Here is a 20,032-nt window from a genome sequence, read left to right on the forward strand (position 1 = left end):
GGCCACCTGAATTGAACTGACGCCTTGACATGTTACCGATCAGTAACTAGTATCGCAACACCATTGTGACTGATCTGTCACAAGTCCTTTACACAAACCGTAATAATACGAACGACACAAGCCCGCGGTGGCCAAGCGTCGACTGGAGAACCAATGAACTGGGCAGCGAGACTGATTCGCGGACGTTTCCACTATGGCTGGCTGACCGTCGCGGTGGTGTTTCTGGTACTGCTGGCGGCGGCCGGCACGCGCGCCACGCCGAGCGTGATGATGGTGCCGCTCGAGCATCAATTCGGCTGGAGCCGCGCGACGATCTCGCTGGCAATATCCGTGAACATCGCGCTGTACGGGCTGATGGGGCCGTTCGCGGCGGCGGCGATGCAGCGCTTCGGCGTGCGGCCCACGCTGCTCGCTGCGCTCGGCACGATGGCCGCGGGCGTGGCGCTGTCGTCGCTGATGACCCATCCGTGGCAGATGGTGTTGATCTGGGGCGTGATGGTCGGCGGCTCGACGGGCGTCGCGGCGCTGTCGTTGTCGGCAACCGTGGTGACGCGCTGGTTCACGACTCGCCGCGGCCTCGTCATGGGCATTCTCACGGCGAGTTCGGCCACCGGCCAACTGGTGTTCCTGCCGATGCTCGCGGCCATCGCCGAGCATTACGGCTGGCGCCAGGTCGTGTGGGTCGTCGCGCTCGCGGCGGCGATCGTGATCCCGCTGGTCGCATTCCTGTTGCCGGAACGCCCGGCGGACATGAAGCTGCGCCCGTATGGCGAACCGCACGACGCAGCGGTCACCAACACCGTCACCAAACAGAATCCGCTCGCCATTGCGTTCGGCACGCTCGCGATGGCGAGCAAGACGCGTGATTTCTGGCTGCTGTTCTTCAGTTTCTTCATCTGCGGGGCGAGCACCAACGGCTACGTCGGCACCCATCTGATCGCTATGTGCGGCGACTACGGCATGACCGAGGTGCAGGGCGCGTCGCTGCTCGCCGCGATGGGCATCTTCGATCTGTTTGGCACGACGTTGTCGGGTTGGCTGTCGGACCGCTTCAATAGCCGCGTGCTGCTGTTCTGGTATTACGGTCTGCGCGGCTTGTCGCTGATGTATCTGCCGCACGCGTTCGGTATCGACTTCTTCGGCCTGCCGCTGTTCGCCGTGTTCTACGGGCTCGACTGGATCGCCACTGTTCCGCCGACCGTACGTCTCGCGACCGACGTATACGGCAAGGAATCGGCGCCAGTGGTGTTCGGCTGGGTGGTCGCGGGCCACCAGCTCGGCGCGGCGTTCGCGGCGCTCGGCGCGGGCATGCTGCGCGCGAGTTTGGGCACCTATACCGTGGCGTCGATGATTTCCGGCGGCTTATGCCTTGTCGCGGCAGTGATCGTGTTGCGGATCAACCGGCCGGCGAAGGTGCCGGAGCCGCAAGCGGTCTAAAGCTTCCCGCCGCAAGCGCAACGAAGCAACAGGCGACGGCCCCCCACAAGGGCCGTTTTCTTTTGCGGAAACAAACTGCTCGCTTGTTGGCGCGCGTGCCCCAAAGCCCGGTTATGCTATGTGACCGCGGGCAACCGCCCGGCGATCATGAATTTCGACCGAGAGAAGCGCATGACCAACAAACCCGCCCCTACCGAAGTTGCCATTCACGAGCTTATTGCAGGCCGCTGGAGCCCGCGCGCGTATTCGAGCGAGCCGGTCAGCCGCGAGCATCTGCGTACCGTGCTCGAAGCGGCACGCTGGGCGCCGTCTTCGTACAACGCGCAACCGTGGCGCTTTCTTGTATTCGATCGCAGTGTCGACGAAGTTTCCTTCAAGCAGGCTTTCGCGACGCTGGTGCCGTTCAACCAGGGCTGGAATTCGCGCGCGCCGGTGCTGATCGCCGTCACCGCGCACACGCTCACCAGCAAGGGCGAAGTCAATCGCTGCGCCCAGTACGACGCGGGCGCCGCCGCCATGGCGCTGGTATTGCAGGCGCATGCGCTCGGACTTGCCGCGCATCAGATGAGCGGTTTCGACCCGAACGCGTTCCGCACGGCATTCGCGCTGCCCAACGACGTCGACGCAATCGCGATCATTTCGCTCGGCCATTACGGTGAGATCGACAAGCTGGATCCGGTGCTGCGCGAACGTGAGAAGTCGGTGCGCCAGCGCGCGCCGCTGGCGGATATCGTCTACGGCGGCGGCTGGAAAAAAGCGTTCTGAGCGGCTTGCCGCGCTCGATGCAACGCAAAACGCGCGGCACCGCCCGCGCGTTTTTTATTCCGCGTCGTCCGCGACGCTCGACAGCGGCGTCGCCACATGCTCGAGCGACTTCCGTTCCGCATCCACGCCCCAGATCGCCGCGACCACGGCCGCAACGAGCATCAGCCCGGACCCCACCAGATAACCCATGAACACTTCGCTGCGCTGCTGCGTGTCGATCAGCCGGCCAAAGAACGCCGGCCCGACAATCCCGCCGAGCGCTGTGCCGAACGCGTAAAAGACCGCAATCGCCAGCGCGCGGATTTCGAGCGGAAACGATTCGCTGACCGTCAGATACGCCGAACTCGCCGCCGCCGACGCAAAGAAGAAAATCACCATCCAGGCAATCGTCTGCGTGACGACGGTGAGCATCTGCTGTTCGAACAGATAGCCGCTCACTGTCAGCAGGATCGCGGACATGGCGTAGGTCGCCGCGATCATCTTGCGTCGTCCGATCACGTCGAAGAGGCGGCCGAGCAGCAGCGGGCCGAGAAAGTTGCCGAGCGCGAAAGGCAATAGATACCAGCCGATGCGATCGCCCGGCACCTGATAGAAATCGGTGAGTACGAGCGCGTAGGTGAAGAAAATCGCGTTGTAGAAGAACGCCTGTGCGGTCATCAGCGTCAGGCCGACCAGCGCGCGGCGTCGATGCACGTTGAAGAGCGTGTGGAAGACCTCGCGCAGCGGCGTATGCCTGCGTGCGCGCAGCCGCAATCGCGTGAGTTGGTCGTCGGACAGCACGTGGCCTTTACGGTGAAAACCCGCCTCGATGCCTTCGACGATCGAGCGCGCGTCGCGCTCGTCCCCGTGCGTGAGCAGCCAGCGCGGGCTTTCGGGCACCCACATGCGCATCGGCAAAATCCCCAGCGCCAGCACCGCGCCGATAAAGAAGCACGCGCGCCAGCCCCAGTCGGCCGGAAGCAGGTGCGGATCGAGCAGCACCAGCGAGCCGGCCGCGCCAAGGCCGGCACCCACCCAGAAGGTGCCGTTGATGCCCAGATCGGTCCAGCCGCGCACCCGGGCCGGCGTGAATTCCTGAATCGTCGAATTGATTGCCGTATATTCGCCGCCGATCCCCGCGCCGGTCAGGAAACGAAACAGCAGGAAGCTGCCCAGATTCCACGACAGCGCGGTCGCCGCAGTGGCGGCCAGGTAAAGCGCGAGCGTGATGAAAAACAGCCTGCGCCGGCCGAGCCGGTCGGTCAGCCAGCCGAAGCCGAGCGCGCCGAGCACCGCGCCGGCAATATACGCGCTGCCCGCGAGCCCCACGTCGGCGTTGGAAAAGTGCAACGCCGGGCTGGACTTCAACGCACTCGCGACAGCGCCCGCCAAGGTCACCTCCAGACCGTCGAGCAGCCACGTCACCCCCAGCGCCACCACGATCAGCGTGTGAAAGCGGCCCCACGGCAGCCGGTCGAGCCGCGAGGGGAGGTCCGTTTCGATCAGCGTGGTCTTTTTATCTTGAACAGCGGCAGTCGGCGGCGCGCTCATTGCTTGAAGTCTCCTCAATTCGAAATTTGGCGGCGTATCCTGTCGAAAACAGCAATATTCGTTCCGTCGATCGACATATTGCGATGCCGCGGCCGTCGTGAAAGCGTAAGTTGATGCTGATCGAACTTTCGTGTTACAAAGCCGCTCCCCTTTCTGTCCGCGCCAGCCGTGAGCGGCGATTCCTGCCATGAACTATTGCGCGATTGACTTCGGTACTTCCAACTCGGCCGTGGCCGTGCCTGACGGCGCTCTGCTGAAGCTCGCGCCGGTCGAGGGTGCCTACACGACGCTGCCCACCTCGGTCTTTTTCAATACCGACGAAGACACCCGCGAATTCGGGCGGGCTGCGCTGGCGGCCTACATCGACGGTTTCGACGGCCGGCTGATGCGCTCGATGAAGAGCATTCTCGGCTCGCCGCTCGCCGAAAACTCCACGGATCTGGGCGACGGCTCCGCGATCAAGTACACGGATGTGATCGCGATTTTCGTCGATCACCTGAAGCGCTCGGCGGAAAAGAGTGCCGGCGGCCCGATCCATCGCGCGGTGCTAGGGCGCCCGGTGTTTTTCGTCGACGACGATCCGCGCGCCGATCAGATGGCGCAGCAGCAGCTCGAAGCCGCCGCGCGTTCGGTCGGACTGCGGGAAATTCACTTTCAGTATGAGCCGATCGCGGCCGCGTTCGACTACGAATCGCATCTGACGGAAGAGGGGCTGGTGCTGGTGGCCGACATCGGCGGTGGCACGTCGGACTTTTCGCTGGTGCGGGTCGGGCCGGAGCGGATGAAGCGCGTCGAGCGCAAAGACGACGTGCTGGCCCACCACGGCGTGCACGTCGCGGGCACGGACTTCGACCGTCGCGTCGAACTGACGACGATCTTGCGCGAACTCGGCTATCAATCGCTTGATCCGGAAGGGCGCGAGATTCCGAACCGGATCTATTTCGACCTGGCCACCTGGCACCTGATCAACACGGTCTATGCGCCGAAGCGCACCAGCGAACTCGCGCTGATGCGGCACCTGTTCACCGAGGTCAAGCACCACGACCGCCTGATGCGCGTCGTGGAACGCCGCCTCGGGCACGCGCTGGCGGCGCATGCGGAAGAGGCGAAGATCGGCGTGGCGGCGGGCGGCGAGACTTTGATCGATCTCGACGAAGTGGAAGACGATCTGCGCCTCGCGTTCGACGAAGCCCAGCTCATCAAGGCCGGCCAGGACGAAACGCAGCGCATCGTGCAGGCAGCGCGCGACACGGTCCAGGCAGCCGGCGTTGCGCCGCGCGACGTCGGCGCGATTTACTTCACGGGCGGCTCGACCGGTTTGGCGTTTCTGTCGGGCGCATTGGCGGCGGCGTTTCCGGATGCTAAAGCGGTATTCGGCGATCGTCTCGCCAGCGTCGCAACGGGACTCGGCATTCACGCGCGACGTTTGTTCGGATAACCAACAATTAATCGGCCGCATACTGCGAAGTTAATCCGCGCATTCAGTTGCGACGGATATAAAAAAACCCCGCCGAGGCGGGGTTTTTTGCGTCCAGAAGGAAGCGTGTTGCTTACACCGGCTTGATGTTAGCAGCTTGCTTGCCCTTCGGGCCCGTCTTCACTTCAAACGTAACCTTTTGGTTTTCTTGCAGCGTCTTGAAGCCTTCCGTGCGGATTTCCGAGAAATGCGCGAACAGATCTTCGCCACCGCCGTCCGGCGTGATGAAGCCAAAGCCCTTTGCGTCATTGAACCACTTGACGGTACCGGTTTCCATATTACTTGTTCCTAAAAATGGTAAATAAGGCCGAAGCCCAGAGGGTGCATGAAAATCAAGGAAGGGGGTAATGGGACCAACCGGAGTACCGTTGATGGGCGAACTACGAAAGACCAATTCACTCGCCGCTTGAAATCCTGCCCGAACGTTATACGGCCATTTTGAGAGAAGGTCAACACTCTCCGCCAATCTTTACGAATTTTTGACCAATAGCTGCGATTTCGGCTTACAAAGCTTGCGATTCGTCCGAAATTTTAACTAGGGAGAACCCTTGGTTTCGCTGCAGCGAATCGGTGCAACCGTTAAACTACGCGCCGCGCGTCGGTTGCACCTGTCCAGAATGGATCCGTCGCGCATGCATGCGCGTCACCCGTCTCCCAACGCCGCCACAAGCGATGTCACGCGGTGCCGACATGGTTCTGATACAGGAGAAGATGTGAAAAGTTCTATACAACGGAACATCGGGCCGTTCGCGCTATTGCTGACCGGCCTGGGTTCGATCATCGGATCGGGCTGGCTGTTCGGCGCGTGGAAGGCTGCAAAAATTGCCGGCCCCGCTGCCATTTGCGCATGGGTCATCGGCGCGGTCGTGATTCTGGCGATTGCGTTGACCTACGCGGAACTCGGCGCGATGTTCCCGGAATCCGGCGGCATGGTGCGTTACGCGCGCTACTCGCACGGTGCGCTGGTCGGCTTCATCAGCGCGTGGGCCAACTGGATCGCCATCGTTTCGGTGATTCCGATCGAAGCGGAAGCGTCCATCCAATATATGAGTACGTGGCCCTATCCGTGGGCGCATGCGCTATTCGTCGGTGGATCGTTGACCACGAACGGGCTATTGCTGTCCGCCGCGCTCGTGATCATCTACTTCCTGCTGAACTACTGGGGCGTCAAGCTGTTCGCGCGCGCCAATTCGGCGATCACGATCTTCAAGTTCCTGATCCCCGGCGCGACGATCCTCGGCTTGATGCTGACAGGCTTCCACAAGGAAAACTTCGGCGAAGTGAGCACGTTCGCGCCCTACGGATGGTCCTCCGTGCTGACGGCGGTGGCGACGAGCGGCATCGTGTTCGCGTTCAACGGCTTCCAGAGCCCGATCAACCTCGCCGGTGAAGCGCGCAATCCGGCCAAAAGCGTGCCGTTCGCGGTGATCGGCTCGATCCTGCTGGCGCTGGTCATCTACGTGCTGCTGCAAATCGCGTATATCGGCGCGGTGAACCCGAGCGACGTCATGAAGGGCTGGAGCCACTTCAACTTCGCATCGCCGTTCGCGGAACTCGCGATCGCGCTGAACCTGAACTGGCTGGCGATCCTGCTGTATGTCGACGCATTCGTTAGCCCGAGTGGTACCGGTACGACCTATATGGCGACCACCACCCGCATGATTTACGCGATGGAGCGCAACAACACGATGCCGAAGATGTTCGGCAACGTCCACCCGTTCTATGGTGTGCCGCGTCAGGCGATGTGGTTCAACCTGTTCGTGTCGTTCATTTTCCTGTTCTTCTTCCGCGGCTGGAGTTCGCTGGCGGCGGTGATTTCGGTCGCCACCGTGATTTCGTACCTGACGGGTCCGATCAGCCTGATGGCGTTGCGCCGCGCGGCGACCGACCTGGAGCGTCCGCTGCACATCGTCGGCATGAAGCTGATCGCGCCGTTCGCGTTCGTGTGCGCGTCGCTGATCCTGTACTGGGCCAGATGGCCGCTCACCGGCGAAATCATTCTGCTGATGGTCGTTGCGCTGCCGGTGTACTTCTACTTCCAGGCGAAGTCAGGTTTTGCCGGCTGGGGCCGCGATCTGAAGGCGGCATGGTGGCTGGTCGCTTACCTGCCGATCATGGCGACTTTGTCGCTGATCGGCAGCAAGGAGTTCGGCGGCTTCGGCGTCCTGCCGTACGGCTGGGACATGCTGGTGGTGATCGCCTTCTCGCTGGTGTTCTATTACTGGGGCGTCAATAGCGGCTACCGCTCGGAGTACCTGGAAGAGCGTCAGACGCACGACGAAGTGCTCGAAGGCATGGCCGTTCACTAAGGTAAGCGCCGCGCTTCGTATGCCGGCCGGATCGCGGTTTGGTCCGGATGGTAAAAAGCCCGCCTGAGTTGTCGCTCAGGCGGGCTTTTTTTCGTCACTGCGTGGCGGTGCGGAGTCAGGCAATGCCGAACACGTAGTTCGTCATCGCGAGCGAGCGCTGGTAGGTGCCGAGCGACTGGATCGCCAGCGAATAATCGTCGTCCGCCGCGCCCAGTGCGGCGAATACCGGCAGCAGATGCTCGTCGGTCGGATGCATCAGCACGGCGTGCGGTGCCTGGCGCCGATAGTCCAGCAGCGCGTCGACGTCGTGCGCGGCGAGCTTCGCCTCGAACCAGTCGGTGAATTCGGTGACGCGCGGGTCGGCATCTTCAGGGCGCGCGGAAAAGTCGGCGGCGCGCAGGTTGTGCGTGATCTGGCCGGAGCCGATCACCATCACGCCGTCGTCTTTCAACGCGCGCAGCGCGCGGCCCACGCGGAAGTGGTGCGCGGCGTCCCGGCGCGGCTGGATCGACAATTGCGCGATCGGCACATCGGCGTTCGGGAACATCAGCAGCATCGGCACCCACGCGCCGTGATCGAGCCCGTGCGGCTGGACGTCCGCGAGGATGCCGCCCTCGCCGAGCAGCGCGGCGGCGCGGCGCGCGACCTCGGGCGCACCCGGCGCCGGGTACTGAATCTCGTACAACTGACGCGGAAAGCCGTAGAAATCGTGGATGGTTTCCGGCGCCGTGGCGGTGCTCGCCAGCGGCTCGGCGGTGCCCCAGTGTGCCGACAGCATCAGCACCGCTTGCGGACGCGGCAGTTGGGCGCTCAGCGCACCGAATTCCGCGGACGGCATCGATGGGTCGATCGGCAGCGTGGGCGCGCCGTGGGACAGGAAAAGCGAGGGTAGACGGTTCATGGCAGCAACGCAGCCCAGAGGGCGCAGCGCAGAGGTGGGATTGCTACCACTATAGGCCCGCACTGTCGTTTGATAAACGGGCGAAAACAGAATTGATTGTGTCGCGACTGTTGTCAATTCGCACGGTGCAACAGGTGCGCGCCACGCCAAGGAATCCTTGCGCGTTACTCCTGAGCGCCGCGCAACCCCGCCCACGCTGGAGACAAAGCCGGCCCCAGCGCGAACAGATCCAGCACGCGCGCGACGGTGTGATCGACCATTTCGTCAATCGACGCAGGCTGGTTGTAGAACGCGGGCAGCGGCGGGAAGATCACGCCGCCCATTTCGGTGACGGCGGTCATATTGCGAAGATGCGCGAGATTGAGCGGCGTTTCGCGCACGAGGAGCACGAGGCGGCGGCGCTCCTTGAGCGTGACATCGGCCGCGCGCGTGATGAGATTGTCGGAGAGTCCGTGCGCGACGCTCGCGAGCGTCTTCATCGAGCAGGGGGCGACCACCATGCCGTCGGTGGCAAACGAGCCGGACGCGATGCTCGCGCCGACATCGCGCACCGAATGGACGACATCCGCGAGCGGATGGACGTCTTCTTTGCTCAACTGGAGTTCGTGCTGGATATTGAGCCAGCCTGCGCTCGAAATCAGCAGGTGGCTCTCGACGCCGCCAAGCCGGCGCAACGTCTCAAGCAACCGGATGCCGTAGATGGCTCCGGTTGCACCGGTGATCGCGACGATCAGCCGGCGTGGCGCCGCTGCGCGTGTTTCCATGGCTTGCGGCGCCTTGATGATGCGGATACGCGGACCGCGGCCGCTCAGGCCGACGCGAACAGTTGCTGCAGTTCGCCCGATTCGTACATTTCCATCATGATGTCCGAGCCGCCGATGAATTCGCCTTTCACGTAGAGCTGCGGAATGGTCGGCCAGTTCGAGAACACCTTGATGCCCTGGCGGACTTCGTCGTCTTCGAGCACGTTGACGGTTTTGAGTTCACCGACGCCGCACGCTTTCAGAATCTGGATAGCGCGGCCCGAAAAGCCGCACATCGGGAACTGGGCGGTGCCCTTCATGAAGAGGACGACGTCGTTATCGTCGACGATTTGCTTGATGCGTTGTTGCGTATCCATGACTGACCTTGCGGTTCCGTGATGTGTAGGGAATAGGCTGAAATGATAGCGGATTTCGCTACGCCCGGCCGAGGGACCTCTTGCCCGTGTGCCGATTGTGGGTATTCACATCATGCAGCAGGCTAGCCGCCGAGCCGGCCGCCGCTGATCCGCTCGATACCGGCGAGATCCCGTTCCGAGCATACCCGCGCGAAACCTTGCACGGTGAGCAGCCCGCGCACGGCTTCAGCCTGGTCGTAGCCGTGCTCGATCCACACTGCGCCGTTCACGGCGAGGCGTGCCGGTGCGCCGGCGACGATCGTGCGGATCGCGCTGAGGCCGTCGGCTTCGTCGGTCAGCGCGCCGCGCGGCTCGAAGCGCAGATCGCCTTCTGACAGGTGCGGATCGCCGCAGGCGATATACGGCGGATTGCTGACGATCACGTCGAAGCGCAGCGCGGCGTCCAGCGAGTCGTACCAGTCGCTTTGCTCGAGCGCGACGGCGCCGCCCGGGCGTTTCGCATCCAGCAGGCGAGCGGCGTTGCGCGCGGCCACCGCCAGTGCTTCGGCGGAACGGTCGAGCGCCCATACCTGCGCGTCGGGCCGCGTCGCCGCAATCGCCACGGCAATCGCGCCGGTACCCGTGCCGAGATCGAGCACGCGGGGCCGCGAGATGTTTTCGAGTGAGGCCAGCGCAGTCTCGACCAGCAATTCGGTTTCTGGTCGCGGAATTAGCACGTGTGGCGTGACTTCGAAATCCAGACCGAAAAACTCTCGCGCGCCAACCAGTTGCGCGACCGGTTCACCCGCCTTGCGCCGCGCTTCCAGCGCCAGGTAACGCTCGACGTTCGCGCGTTCGAGCGGTTCGTCGCTGCGTGTGATCAGTTGCGTGCGCCGCCAGCCGAGCACGTGCGTGAGCAGAATCCGCGCTTCTAAAGGCGGCAGCGACGACGCGCGCAACAGCGCGGCGGGCGTGGCCGAAGGCTCCGGGGTGGCCGGATTGGCCGGGTTGTCTGGCGTGGCGGGCATCATCGGCGGCGTTAGTCCGCGTCGCCCAGCGAGGCCAGCAATTCAGCCTGATGCTCGCTGACCAGCGCCGCGATCAGCTCGTCCAGATCGCCGTCCATGATCGCGTCGAGGCGATACAGCGTCAGATTGATCCGATGGTCGGTCAGACGCCCTTGCGGGAAGTTGTACGTGCGAATCCGCTCCGAACGGTCGCCGGAGCCGATCAGGTTCTTGCGCGTCGCGGCTTCCTTCGCTTGCTGCTCGTGCGACTGCTTGTCCTTGATGCGCGCGGCGAGCACCTTCAGCGCGCGGTCCTTGTTCTTGTGCTGCGAGCGGTCGTCCTGACATTCGACGACGATGCCGGTCGGCAAGTGCGTGACGCGCACCGCGGAGTCGGTCTTGTTGATGTGCTGACCGCCGGCGCCCGACGCGCGGAACGTGTCGATGCGCAGATCGGCCGGATTGATCTCGACTTCGCCGATTTCGTCGGCTTCCGGCATCACCGCGACCGTGCAGGCGGACGTGTGGATGCGCCCCTGCGTTTCGGTGGCCGGCACGCGCTGCACGCGATGGCCGCCGGATTCGAACTTGAGCTTCGAATACGCGGCCTCACCGGCAATCCGCACGATCACTTCCTTGTAGCCGCCGAGATCCGATTCGCTCGCCGACATCATCTCGACCTGCCAGCGATTGCGCTCGGCAAAGCGCAGGTACATGCGCAGCAGATCGCCCGCGAACAGCGCAGACTCGTCGCCGCCCGTGCCCGCGCGGATTTCGACGAAGATGTTGCGGTCGTCGTTCGGGTCTTTCGGCAGCAGCATTTTCTGCAGCTCGGCGCCGAGCTTGTCCATGCGCTCGCGCGCCGCGCGGATTTCATCTTCCGCGAAGTCGCGCATCGACGTGTCCGCCAGCAGTTCCTGCGCGGTTTCCGCGTCGTTCATTGCCAGGCGCCACAGCGCGTAATGCTCGACCACCGGTCCAAGCTCGGCATGTTCGCGTGTGAGCTTGCGGTATTGGTCGAGATTCGAGGTAATGTCCTCGCGGCTCAACAGGTCGTTCAGTTCGGCCAGCCGGGTGGTGAGCTGGTCGAGCTTGCGTTGCATGCTCGTTTTCATCGGACGGGTTTCGGAGCGGGCTCCGGCAAGGACAGCGACTAGGGAAGTGGGCGGATGCCCTGAACGGAAGCACGTCGCGCGCCACTTGCGGGCGGCACGACAGCGCGGCGCTGACTGCGCCGCTAACGCTCGGTGGAACCGGAGTGCTTGTAGAAACCGCTCATCAGTTCGATGAGCGTGTCACGGTTTTCGCTGCTCGCGCGGTTGAGCGCGTGCGTGGGCCCGTGGATCAGCTTGTTGGTGAGCGCTTGCGACAACGCTTCGAGCACCGCTGCCGGATCCTCGCCGCGCGCGAGCATTTTCTGCGCGCGTTCGACTTCGGCGCGGCGCAGCACGTCGGCCTGCGTATGCATATGACGGATGACCGGGACGATGCTGCGCGCGTCGAGCCACTGCATGAAATTCTGCACGCGCGTTTCGATGATCGTCTCGGCCTGCGCGACCGCGGCTTGCCGCGACGCATTGCCTTCGCGGACGATCGCGCCGAGGTCGTCGACGGTGTACAGGAACACGTCTTCGAGCTGGCCGGCTTCGGGTTCGATATCGCGCGGAACGGCCAGGTCGACCATGAAGATCGGCCGGTGACGGCGAGCTTTGACCGCCCGCTCGACCGCGCCGAGGCCGATGATCGGCAACGTGGACGCGGTGCACGACACGATGATGTCGAACTCGTGCATTCGTGCCGGCAGTTCCGACAGCGGAATGGCCCGGCCGTTGAAGCGCTCGGCGAGCCGCGACCCGCGCTCCGCCGTGCGATTGGCGACCACCAGCTCGCGCGGGTGCTGCGCGGCGAAGTGCGTCGCGCACAATTCGATCATTTCGCCCGCGCCGATGAACAGCACGCGCTGGTTCGAAATCTTGTCGAAAATGCGCTGCGCGAGCCGCACCGCGGCCGCCGCCATGGAAACCGACTGGGCGCCGATTTCGGTCGTGCTGCGCACTTCCTTCGCGACCGCGAAGGTGCGCTGGAATAGCTGGTTCAGATAGGTGCCGAGCGCGCCGGCTTCGGACGCGGTGCGCACCGCATCCTTCATTTGTCCGACGATTTGCGTCTCGCCCAGCACCATCGAGTCGAGCCCCGACGCGACGCGGAATGCGTGGCGTACCGCTTCGGATTGGGGCAGCGCGTAGACGTGCGGCGCCAGTTCGTCGATTGGCAGGTTGTGGTACTTCGAGAACCAATGGACCGCGGCTTCGCGCGCGGCGTGGTCGTCGGTGGCGCAATAGAGCTCGGTACGATTACAGGTGGACAGAATCGCCGCCTCCGGCGCCGTGCGAGCCGTGTGGCCCAGCCAGACGCCTTTGAACGTGTCCAATGCAGGCTTGATCTGTTCGAGCGGAAACGCCACGCGTTCGCGCAAGGCGACAGGCGCAGTGTGGTGATTAATTCCGATCGTGAGAAGCTGCATTTTGGGGCGCTATGGTTTGACCCATTATTATAGCGTTTCCACGATTCTTACATCTTCGACGCGTCCTCCTGCGCCGCAGCGTCTTGCGGGATGGCGTCGAGCTGATAGCCGTAGCCGTAGACCGGCGTCAGGCTATAGCCAAGCTCGGGGCGCAGTTGCAATTTGCTGCGCACGCGCGACGCGTGCGTGTCGATGGTGCGCGACTTCACGTCGCGGCGGCGCGCCCACACGGTTTCGAGAATATGCGCGCGCGACACCGGGCGCGCCAGATTGTTGAATAACATCAGCGCAAGGCGGAATTCCTTCGGGGTCAGGATCACCGTCCTGTTGCGGTAGGTGACGGCGAAGTGCGCCGCGTCGAACGCATAGCCGCCGATGATGTCGCGCCGCCGGTTGGCCGGCCGCCTCAGGCCTGCGCGACGCAAGAGCGCGTCCACCCGAGCCAGCATTTCCGGGCCGCGCACAGGTTTGCTCAGGCAGTCGTCGGCGCCGGCGTGCAGTGCGGCGACGATCTGGCTCTCGCGCGGCGCCGACATCAGCACGATGACCGGCAGGCCTGGCAGGATGCAGCGAGCGCGTGGGATCACGTCTTCGGCCGGGTGGTCGCCGGCCCAGTTTTCGGTGATCAGAAGGTCGAAGAACTCGTCGTTGGCGTGATGCAGGAATGACGCGCTGGTGGTGAAATGCAGGCACACATGGCCGCCGGCGAAGATCAGCCGGTCGACCAGTTTGGCGTGTTGGACGTCCGGTTCGATCAGGGCGATTCGCATGGCGCGGCTTCAGGGTGGCGACGACTGGGAGCCGGCTTATCTGTGAGGCCTGCCCAGCTTGCCTAACATCACCCCGACCCCTAAACTCAACCGCTATGCGGAAAGCGCCGTGCTGAACTTCCAAGTTGATGAGAAAAAAATGCTAGCTACCCTCAACCCTTGCGTCTATCAGACAAATCTGAAAATGCGCGGGGTCGCTCGCTAATGGGGTGGCCCGGCATTGTCGTGTTGGGGGTGGCAATCGGTCTCGCGGGGTGGTGGCTCCATCCGCTGCGCCGTGCGAGCAGCGCCCGCTGGTGGATGGCACTGCTGGCCGGCGTGCTCGGCGCGGCGGTCGCGCGCATGGCCGGCAACGTGACAGGTCTCTTTCATGACGGCGATACGCTCGAATGGCCGGTATGCACCGCCATCGCGCTGATCGCCGTTGCCGCGACGGTCGGCTTGCTTTACCGTCGATAAATATTTGCAGGTGACTCCGATGAATGCCCGACTCCCCGAAACTTCCTCCATTCCCGAACGCCTCGCGAGCTTGCGCAGCGCGATGGCGCGCGAAGGCGTGGCCGCCTATCTGGTGCCGTCCGCGGACCCGCATCTGTCCGAGTATCTGCCTGAGCGCTGGCAGGGACGCCAATGGCTGTCCGGCTTCACCGGTTCGGCCGGCACGCTGGTCGTGACCGCCGACTTCGCGGGCGTCTGGACGGACAGCCGCTATTGGGAGCAAGCCAACGCACAACTGGCCGGCACCGGCGTTCAGCTGATGAAGATGACCGGCGGCCAGCAAACCGCGCCGCACGTCGACTGGCTCGCGCAGAATGTGGCGGCGGGCGGCACGGTCGGCGTGGACGGCGCCGTGCTCGGCGTGGCGGCGGCGCGCGCGTTGAGCGAGGCGCTCAGCGCGCGCGGCGTGCAACTGCGCACCGACGTCGATCTGTTCGACGCAATCTGGCCGCAGCGTCCATCGCTGCCGGCTGCGGCCGTGTTCGAACACGTCGCGCCGCAGGCGAGCGTCGGCCGTGCGGAAAAGCTCGCGCGGATTCGCGAGGCAATGGCGGACAAGGGCGCGCAATGGCATTTCGTCTCCACGCTCGATGACCTCGCGTGGCTGCTGAATCTGCGCGGCGCCGACGTCAGCTATAACCCGGTGTTCGTCGCGCACGCGTTGATCGGTGTCGATCGCGTGTCGCTGTTCGTCGCCGACGGCAAAGTGTCGCAGGAACTGGCCGACTCGCTGTCGCGCGACGGCATCAGCGTCGAGCCGTATGCGAAGGCCGCGGATGCACTCGCCGCGCTGCCCGCCGGCAGCACGCTGCTGATCGACCCGCGCCGCATCACCTACGGCTCGCTGCAATCGGTGCCGCCGGCAGTCAAGGTGGTCGAAGCCGTCAATCCGTCCACCTTCTTCAAATCGTGCAAGACCGCGGCGGAAGCCGAGCATGTGCGCGCGACGATGGAACAGGACGGCGCGGCGCTGGCCGAATTCTTTGCGTGGTTCGAAAGCGCGTTGGGCCGCGAGACGATCACCGAGCTGACCATCGACGAACGCCTGACGGCCGTGCGAGCGCGTCGTCCGGGCTTCGTGTCGTTGAGCTTCGCGACGATCGCGGGCTTCAACGCGAACGGTGCGATGCCGCACTACCGCGCGACGCAGGAAGCGCATTCGGTGATCGAGGGCAATGGCCTGTTGCTGATCGACTCCGGTGCGCAGTATCTGAGCGGCACCACCGATATCACACGGGTCGTGCCGATCGGCACGCCCAGCGACGCGCAGCGGCGCGATTTCACGATCGTGCTCAAGGGCACGATGGCGTTGTCGCGCGCGCAATTCCCGCGCGGCGTCCGTTCGCCGATGCTCGACGCGATCGCCCGCGCGCCGATCTGGGAAGCGGGCGCCGATTACGGCCACGGCACCGGTCACGGGGTGGGCTACTTCCTGAACGTGCACGAAGGGCCGCAGGTGATCTCGCACTACGCGCCGGCCGAACCGTGGACTGCGATGGAAGAGGGGATGATCACGTCGGTCGAACCGGGCATTTACCGGCCGGGCAAATGGGGCGTGCGGATCGAAAACCTCGTGCTGAACGTGCCGGCCGGGAAGACCGAGTTCGGCGACTTCCTCAAGTTCGAGACGTTGACACTTTGTCCGATCGACACGCGCTGCCTCGACCTGTCGCTGCTGCGCGACGACGAGCGCACGTGGCTCAACGCGTATCACGAGACTGTGCGCGCGCGGCTGTCGCCGCATGTGTCCGGCGACGCGAAAGCGTGGCTCGAGTTGCGCACGCAACCCATCTGAGCGCGGCAACGACCTGGCTAACGGAGAGCGCATGGCGATCAAGGCAGTGGTGTTCGATTTCGGTGGGGTGCTGATCGACTGGAGTCCCGAGTATCTGTATCGCGAGCTGATCCCTGACGAAACCGAGCGCCGCTGGTTTCTCACCCACGTCTGCTCGACGGACTGGGTGATCCGCCAGGACGGCGGCCAGCCGATCGTCGAGGCCACCGATGAGCTGATCGCGAAGTTTCCCGATCACGACGCGCTGATCCGTGCGTTCTACGAGCGCTGGCACGAGATGGTGGCCGGCGTGCTGGACGACGGCGTCGCGCTCATGGAAAAGCTCGAAGCCGCCGCCGTGCCGCTGTTCGGACTGACCAACTGGTCGGCGGAGACCTTTCCGTATGCGTGGGAGCATTACCCGGTGCTGCGGCGGTTTCGCGACATTGTCGTGTCGGGGCGGGTGAAGCTGGTGAAGCCCGATCCGGCGATCTTCGCGGCCATGCGCGAGCGGATCGACGCGCAATTGCCGGGCATTGAGCCAGCCGAGCTGGTTTTCATCGACGACAACGCGAAGAATGCGCAAGCCGCGACGGCGCTCGGATGGCACGGCGTGCATCATACGAGCGCCACGCAAACCGAAGCGAAGCTGCGCGAATTGGGCTTGCCGGTTTGAGGTTGAGTCTGGTTGAGTGGCGATAAGGGCGCTCGCGGTTTGCGCGGTACCCGTTTTGCGTGCCGCCTACTGGCCCAACAGATTCTTCAACGCGTTCTCGAGTCCCTTCACGGTTTCCCCAGCGCCTTTGGCCACGTCTTCGACGCTCACGCCTAGCGCCTTCGCAAAGCCGGCGCTGATGCGCATCATGATGCCGTCCCGCACCGAGAATTTCGGGTCGCGCAAATCCCCGTCCAGCACGAAATGCAGCGTGATGTCGCCGTTGTGCGACTTGAGCGCGGCGACCGCTGCCTTGGTCGGAATCGACAGGAAGGTATCGAGCGGATTGCCGCTGTCGGCGAGTTGTAGATTGTGGACCGTCACCGTGCCGGGTGCGTGCAGCTGATAGTTGCGCACCGTCGACTCGACCGTCAGGTCGACCGTGCCGCCCGTCACCTGGGTTCTCCCGCCGGCCTTTTTCAGCAGATACGGATCGAGCGTCACGACATCGACGCCGTGCAGTTTGCTGGTGGTCTGCGAATCCCGGCTGGCGATTTTGATCCAGCCGCCGAACGATACGGTGCCGGTGTGCGCCGGGCCTTTGATCGAGCCGCTGACGCTGACCCGGGTCGGCTCGCTGAGCGCGGGCAACTGCAGATTGTCGATGCTCGCGTTGGCGTTGCTGACCGTCACCTTGAACGAGGGCGGCCCGACGGTCATGTCGTAGAAATGGAAGTTGCCCTGCTCGAAGCTGATGTGTTCGACCCGCTTGTCGCGCGAAACGGGCGCGGCCAGGCCGCTGGCTTCTTCATCGGTGCGGTTCAGCGATTCGCGCAGATTCGGCAGCAGGTTGAGCGAGCCGTCCTTCGTGCGCAGCACGGACATGTCGAAACCGCGCACCACCACGCTGCGGATATGCATGCGCCGCGCGAGTAGATCGTGGATGTCTGGAGTGACGGTGATTTCGTCCGCCCGCAGCGGGGCGCCGGCCGGCCAGTTGGGCGGCGATTTGAGGAGTACGTTGGTGAGATGAACCGAGGTGAGGCCGACGTCGATACTTCCGGCGCTGCCGAGCGGCCCGAGCGCCGCCACCACGCGCTCCTTGACCTGCTGCTGCGCGAACCGCAAGCCGCCGATCGTCACGACGATCAACACCAGCAACACGCCGCCCACGGCGACCATCCAGCGCTTGCCTTTCGACATCGCCATGCTTGCCTCCTCGTCACCACTTGCGCGGTGAGCTGTAACTGGCAATGGCGTGCGCTGGCCTGGCGCACGCGGTGCTGGCGGAACGGCTGCGTTCCGCGGAACGACGAGATGTATCACGCAGCGGTGGCAAGCAATGCGTGTGCCCTAACGCGCATTGCGCCCATGCCGTTTATTCCGTTGAGGCGAGGCATGTGCGGCGCGTGCCATGACCTGAACAACGACCAGCGCGACTACCGGAAGAGCAAAACGGAAATGACTGGCGACCCGGCCGGCGAAGGACGGTCTCAGCGGCGTTGCAAAGATGGACCAACAATGCGGAACAACAAAGCGCGGCCCGTTCCCAACCCACGAGAACAGGCCCGCGGCTCCACACCTTACCGCGTAATCGGCTTGTAACGCAGACGCTTCGGACGCGCCCCTTCTTCACCGAGGCGCGCACGCTTGTCCGCTTCGTATTCCTGGTAATTGCCGTCGAAGAACGTGATTTGCGAATCGCCTTCGAAAGCGAGGATGTGCGTTGCGATCCGGTCGAGGAACCAGCGATCGTGCGAGATCACCAGCACCGAGCCCGCGAATTCCAGCAACGCGTCTTCGAGCGCGCGCAGCGTTTCGACGTCGAGGTCGTTCGACGGTTCGTCGAGCAGCAGCACGTTGCCGCCCGCGATCAGCGTCTTGGCCAGGTGCAAACGGCCGCGCTCGCCGCCCGACAGATTGCCGACGATCTTCTGCTGATCGCCGCCCTTGAAGTTGAAGCGGCCGATGTACGCACGCGACGGCGTTTCGTACTTGCCAACGGTCAGCACGTCCGCACCGCCGGAGATTTCCTCGAACACGCTCTTCGAGCCGTCGAGCGCGTCGCGGCTCTGGTCCACGTAAGCGAGCTTGACGGTCGGGCCTTGCACGATCTCGCCCGAATCAGGCTGTTCGCGGCCGGTCAGCATGCGGAACAGCGTCGACTTGCCGGCGCCGTTCGGCCCGATGATGCCGACGATCGCGCCCGCCGGAATCTTGAAGCTGACGTCGTCGAGCAGCAGACGGTCGCCATACGACTTGCTGACGTTCTTGAACTCGATCACTTCATTGCCGAGACGATCGCCGACCGGAATGAAGATTTCCTGCGTTTCGTTGCGCTTCTGATAGTCCTGGCTGTTCAGTTCCTCGAAGCGGGCGATACGCGCCTTCGACTTCGCCTGACGGCCCTTCGGATTCTGGCGCACCCACTCCAATTCCTTCTTGATCGCCTTCTGACGCGCCGATTCCGACGATTCTTCCTGCTTCAGTCGCTCTTCCTTCTGATCGAGCCAGCTGCTGTAGTTGCCCTTCCACGGAATGCCGTGGCCGCGATCGAGTTCGAGAATCCACTCGGCGGCGTTATCGAGGAAGTAGCGGTCGTGGGTCACGGCGACGACAGTGCCCGGGAAGCGCGTCAGGAACTGTTCAAGCCAGTCGACCGATTCCGCGTCCAGGTGGTTGGTCGGCTCGTCGAGCAGCAGCATGTCCGGCTTTTCGAGCAGGAGCTTGCACAGCGCGACGCGGCGCTTTTCGCCGCCCGACAGATGCTCGATCTTCGCGTCCCAGGCCGGCAGGCGCAGCGCGTCGGCGGCGATTTCGATCTGCTGCTCGGCACTGCCGCCGTCCGACGTCGCGAGGATCGCCTCGTACTTCGCCTGTTCGGCCGCGAGCGCGTCGAAGTCGGCGTCCGGCTCCGCGTAGGCCGCGTAGATTTCGTCGAGCTTCTTATGCGCGTTGAATACGTCGCCGAGACCTTCCTCGACCGCTTCACGCACCGTCTTGGTCGGATCGAGCTGCGGTTCCTGCGGCAGATAGCCGATGTTCAGGTTCGGCATCGGCGTGGCTTCGCCTTCGATGTCCTTGTCCACACCGGCCATGATGCGGATCAGCGTCGACTTGCCCGAGCCGTTCAGGCCGAGCAGGCCGATCTTCGCGCCGGGGAAAAACGACAGCGAGATGTCTTTCAGGATTTGACGCTTAGGCGGCACGATTTTGCCGACCCGGTTCATGGTGAAAACGTATTGGGCCATTTGCTTGCAATAGACGTTGACGACGCCGGCCGCGC

18 protein-coding genes are annotated in these 20,032 nt (G+C 63.9%); 7 read left to right on the forward strand and 11 right to left on the reverse strand.

Going from position 1 to position 20,032, the window contains the following annotated elements:
* Positions 1-153 precede the first annotated feature (153 nt).
* Positions 154-1,437 (forward strand): MFS transporter, encoded by a 1,284-nt coding sequence (locus tag FVF58_RS28075; RefSeq protein ID WP_149673046.1) that lies wholly within the window; start codon positions 154-156, stop codon positions 1,435-1,437.
* 171 nt (positions 1,438-1,608) lie between these two features.
* Positions 1,609-2,202, forward strand: a complete 594-nt coding sequence (locus tag FVF58_RS28080) for a nitroreductase family protein (RefSeq protein ID WP_188130949.1) — start codon at positions 1,609-1,611, stop codon at positions 2,200-2,202.
* A 54-nt stretch (positions 2,203-2,256) separates the two neighbouring features.
* Here FVF58_RS28080 and FVF58_RS28085 read toward each other — a convergent pair whose 3' ends face one another.
* Positions 2,257-3,732 carry an MFS transporter gene (locus FVF58_RS28085; RefSeq protein ID WP_149673048.1) on the reverse strand — a complete coding sequence of 492 codons (1,476 nt, stop codon included), beginning with the start codon at positions 3,730-3,732 and terminating at the stop codon, positions 2,257-2,259.
* A gap of 187 nt (positions 3,733-3,919) precedes the next feature.
* On the opposite strand from FVF58_RS28085, the gene FVF58_RS28090 reads away from it, so the two are divergent.
* Complete coding sequence (locus FVF58_RS28090; RefSeq protein WP_149673049.1) at positions 3,920-5,170, forward strand: Hsp70 family protein; 1,251 nt, start codon at positions 3,920-3,922, stop codon at positions 5,168-5,170.
* A gap of 112 nt (positions 5,171-5,282) precedes the next feature.
* Here the strand turns inward: FVF58_RS28090 and FVF58_RS28095 are convergent, their stop codons facing one another.
* A complete protein-coding gene (locus FVF58_RS28095) occupies positions 5,283-5,486 on the reverse strand; it encodes a cold-shock protein (RefSeq protein ID WP_007180251.1) in 204 nt (67 codons plus the stop codon).
* A gap of 436 nt (positions 5,487-5,922) precedes the next feature.
* Here FVF58_RS28095 and FVF58_RS28100 point away from each other — a divergent pair, with 436 nt between their 5' ends.
* Positions 5,923-7,518: an APC family permease gene (locus FVF58_RS28100; protein WP_149673050.1), complete on the forward strand. Its 1,596-nt coding sequence runs from the start codon at positions 5,923-5,925 to the stop codon at positions 7,516-7,518.
* A gap of 115 nt (positions 7,519-7,633) precedes the next feature.
* Here the strand turns inward: FVF58_RS28100 and FVF58_RS28105 are convergent, their stop codons facing one another.
* The 7 genes from FVF58_RS28105 to FVF58_RS28135 all read right to left on the reverse strand — a co-directional run bounded on the left by FVF58_RS28105 (position 7,634) and on the right by FVF58_RS28135 (position 13,819).
* Positions 7,634-8,419 (reverse strand): DODA-type extradiol aromatic ring-opening family dioxygenase, encoded by a 786-nt coding sequence (locus FVF58_RS28105; RefSeq protein WP_149673051.1) that lies wholly within the window; start codon positions 8,417-8,419, stop codon positions 7,634-7,636.
* Positions 8,420-8,583: 164 nt separating this feature from the next.
* Positions 8,584-9,183, reverse strand: coding sequence for a UbiX family flavin prenyltransferase (locus FVF58_RS28110; protein WP_149673052.1), 600 nt, complete (start codon positions 9,181-9,183; stop codon positions 8,584-8,586).
* 44 nt (positions 9,184-9,227) lie between these two features.
* Positions 9,228-9,539, reverse strand: a complete 312-nt coding sequence (gene grxD / locus FVF58_RS28115) for a Grx4 family monothiol glutaredoxin (RefSeq protein WP_149673053.1) — start codon at positions 9,537-9,539, stop codon at positions 9,228-9,230.
* 122 nt (positions 9,540-9,661) lie between these two features.
* On the reverse strand, positions 9,662-10,546 hold the full coding sequence (gene prmC / locus FVF58_RS28120; RefSeq protein WP_425468978.1) for a peptide chain release factor N(5)-glutamine methyltransferase: 885 nt from the start codon (positions 10,544-10,546) through the stop codon (positions 9,662-9,664).
* Positions 10,547-10,557: 11 nt separating this feature from the next.
* Positions 10,558-11,640, reverse strand: a complete 1,083-nt coding sequence (gene prfA / locus FVF58_RS28125) for a peptide chain release factor 1 (protein WP_149673055.1) — start codon at positions 11,638-11,640, stop codon at positions 10,558-10,560.
* A gap of 122 nt (positions 11,641-11,762) precedes the next feature.
* On the reverse strand, positions 11,763-13,049 hold the full coding sequence (hemA, locus tag FVF58_RS28130; RefSeq protein WP_149673056.1) for a glutamyl-tRNA reductase: 1,287 nt from the start codon (positions 13,047-13,049) through the stop codon (positions 11,763-11,765).
* A gap of 47 nt (positions 13,050-13,096) precedes the next feature.
* Positions 13,097-13,819 (reverse strand): response regulator transcription factor, encoded by a 723-nt coding sequence (locus tag FVF58_RS28135; RefSeq protein ID WP_149673057.1) that lies wholly within the window; start codon positions 13,817-13,819, stop codon positions 13,097-13,099.
* A gap of 204 nt (positions 13,820-14,023) precedes the next feature.
* Between FVF58_RS28135 and FVF58_RS28140 the strand changes: the two genes are divergently transcribed.
* The 3 genes from FVF58_RS28140 to FVF58_RS28150 are packed head-to-tail and all read left to right on the forward strand — an operon-like array spanning position 14,024 to position 16,767.
* Positions 14,024-14,278 (forward strand): hypothetical protein, encoded by a 255-nt coding sequence (locus FVF58_RS28140; protein ID WP_149673058.1) that lies wholly within the window; start codon positions 14,024-14,026, stop codon positions 14,276-14,278.
* Positions 14,279-14,297: 19 nt separating this feature from the next.
* Positions 14,298-16,112, forward strand: coding sequence for an aminopeptidase P family protein (locus FVF58_RS28145; protein WP_149673059.1), 1,815 nt, complete (start codon positions 14,298-14,300; stop codon positions 16,110-16,112).
* 31 nt (positions 16,113-16,143) lie between these two features.
* Entirely contained in the window at positions 16,144-16,767 is a 624-nt protein-coding gene (locus FVF58_RS28150; RefSeq protein ID WP_149673060.1) for an HAD family hydrolase, read from the forward strand.
* Between the two features lie 66 nt (positions 16,768-16,833).
* On the opposite strand, the gene FVF58_RS28155 is transcribed toward FVF58_RS28150, so the two are convergent.
* Positions 16,834-17,955 carry a DUF748 domain-containing protein gene (locus FVF58_RS28155; RefSeq protein ID WP_149673061.1) on the reverse strand — a complete coding sequence of 374 codons (1,122 nt, stop codon included), beginning with the start codon at positions 17,953-17,955 and terminating at the stop codon, positions 16,834-16,836.
* 374 nt (positions 17,956-18,329) lie between these two features.
* Complete coding sequence (gene ettA, locus FVF58_RS28160; protein ID WP_149673062.1) at positions 18,330-19,997, reverse strand: energy-dependent translational throttle protein EttA; 1,668 nt, start codon at positions 19,995-19,997, stop codon at positions 18,330-18,332.
* Between the last annotated feature and the right edge of the window lie 35 nt (positions 19,998-20,032).

Source organism: Paraburkholderia panacisoli, from assembly GCF_008369935.1.
GTDB classification, from domain to species: domain Bacteria; phylum Pseudomonadota; class Gammaproteobacteria; order Burkholderiales; family Burkholderiaceae; genus Paraburkholderia; species Paraburkholderia panacisoli.

Excerpts from the sequence above, each read along its gene's own strand:
- ettA (WP_149673062.1), bottom strand. The coding sequence starts at position 19,997 with ATGGCCCAATACGTTTTCACCATGAACCGGGTCGGCAAAATCGTGCCG.
- hemA (WP_149673056.1), bottom strand. The coding sequence starts at position 13,049 with ATGCAGCTTCTCACGATCGGAATTAATCACCACACTGCGCCTGTCGCC.
- FVF58_RS28110 (WP_149673052.1), bottom strand. The coding sequence starts at position 9,183 with ATGGAAACACGCGCAGCGGCGCCACGCCGGCTGATCGTCGCGATCACC.
- FVF58_RS28080 (WP_188130949.1), top strand. The coding sequence starts at position 1,609 with ATGACCAACAAACCCGCCCCTACCGAAGTTGCCATTCACGAGCTTATT.
- FVF58_RS28135 (WP_149673057.1), bottom strand. The coding sequence starts at position 13,819 with ATGCGAATCGCCCTGATCGAACCGGACGTCCAACACGCCAAACTGGTC.
- FVF58_RS28140 (WP_149673058.1), top strand. The coding sequence starts at position 14,024 with ATGGGGTGGCCCGGCATTGTCGTGTTGGGGGTGGCAATCGGTCTCGCG.
- FVF58_RS28095 (WP_007180251.1), bottom strand. The coding sequence starts at position 5,486 with ATGGAAACCGGTACCGTCAAGTGGTTCAATGACGCAAAGGGCTTTGGC.
- prfA (WP_149673055.1), bottom strand. The coding sequence starts at position 11,640 with ATGAAAACGAGCATGCAACGCAAGCTCGACCAGCTCACCACCCGGCTG.
- FVF58_RS28085 (WP_149673048.1), bottom strand. The coding sequence starts at position 3,732 with ATGAGCGCGCCGCCGACTGCCGCTGTTCAAGATAAAAAGACCACGCTG.
- FVF58_RS28075 (WP_149673046.1), top strand. The coding sequence starts at position 154 with ATGAACTGGGCAGCGAGACTGATTCGCGGACGTTTCCACTATGGCTGG.
- grxD (WP_149673053.1), bottom strand. The coding sequence starts at position 9,539 with ATGGATACGCAACAACGCATCAAGCAAATCGTCGACGATAACGACGTC.
- FVF58_RS28155 (WP_149673061.1), bottom strand. The coding sequence starts at position 17,955 with ATGGCGATGTCGAAAGGCAAGCGCTGGATGGTCGCCGTGGGCGGCGTG.
- FVF58_RS28150 (WP_149673060.1), top strand. The coding sequence starts at position 16,144 with ATGGCGATCAAGGCAGTGGTGTTCGATTTCGGTGGGGTGCTGATCGAC.
- FVF58_RS28105 (WP_149673051.1), bottom strand. The coding sequence starts at position 8,419 with ATGAACCGTCTACCCTCGCTTTTCCTGTCCCACGGCGCGCCCACGCTG.
- prmC (WP_425468978.1), bottom strand. The coding sequence starts at position 10,546 with ATGCCCGCCACGCCAGACAACCCGGCCAATCCGGCCACCCCGGAGCCT.
- FVF58_RS28145 (WP_149673059.1), top strand. The coding sequence starts at position 14,298 with ATGAATGCCCGACTCCCCGAAACTTCCTCCATTCCCGAACGCCTCGCG.
- FVF58_RS28090 (WP_149673049.1), top strand. The coding sequence starts at position 3,920 with ATGAACTATTGCGCGATTGACTTCGGTACTTCCAACTCGGCCGTGGCC.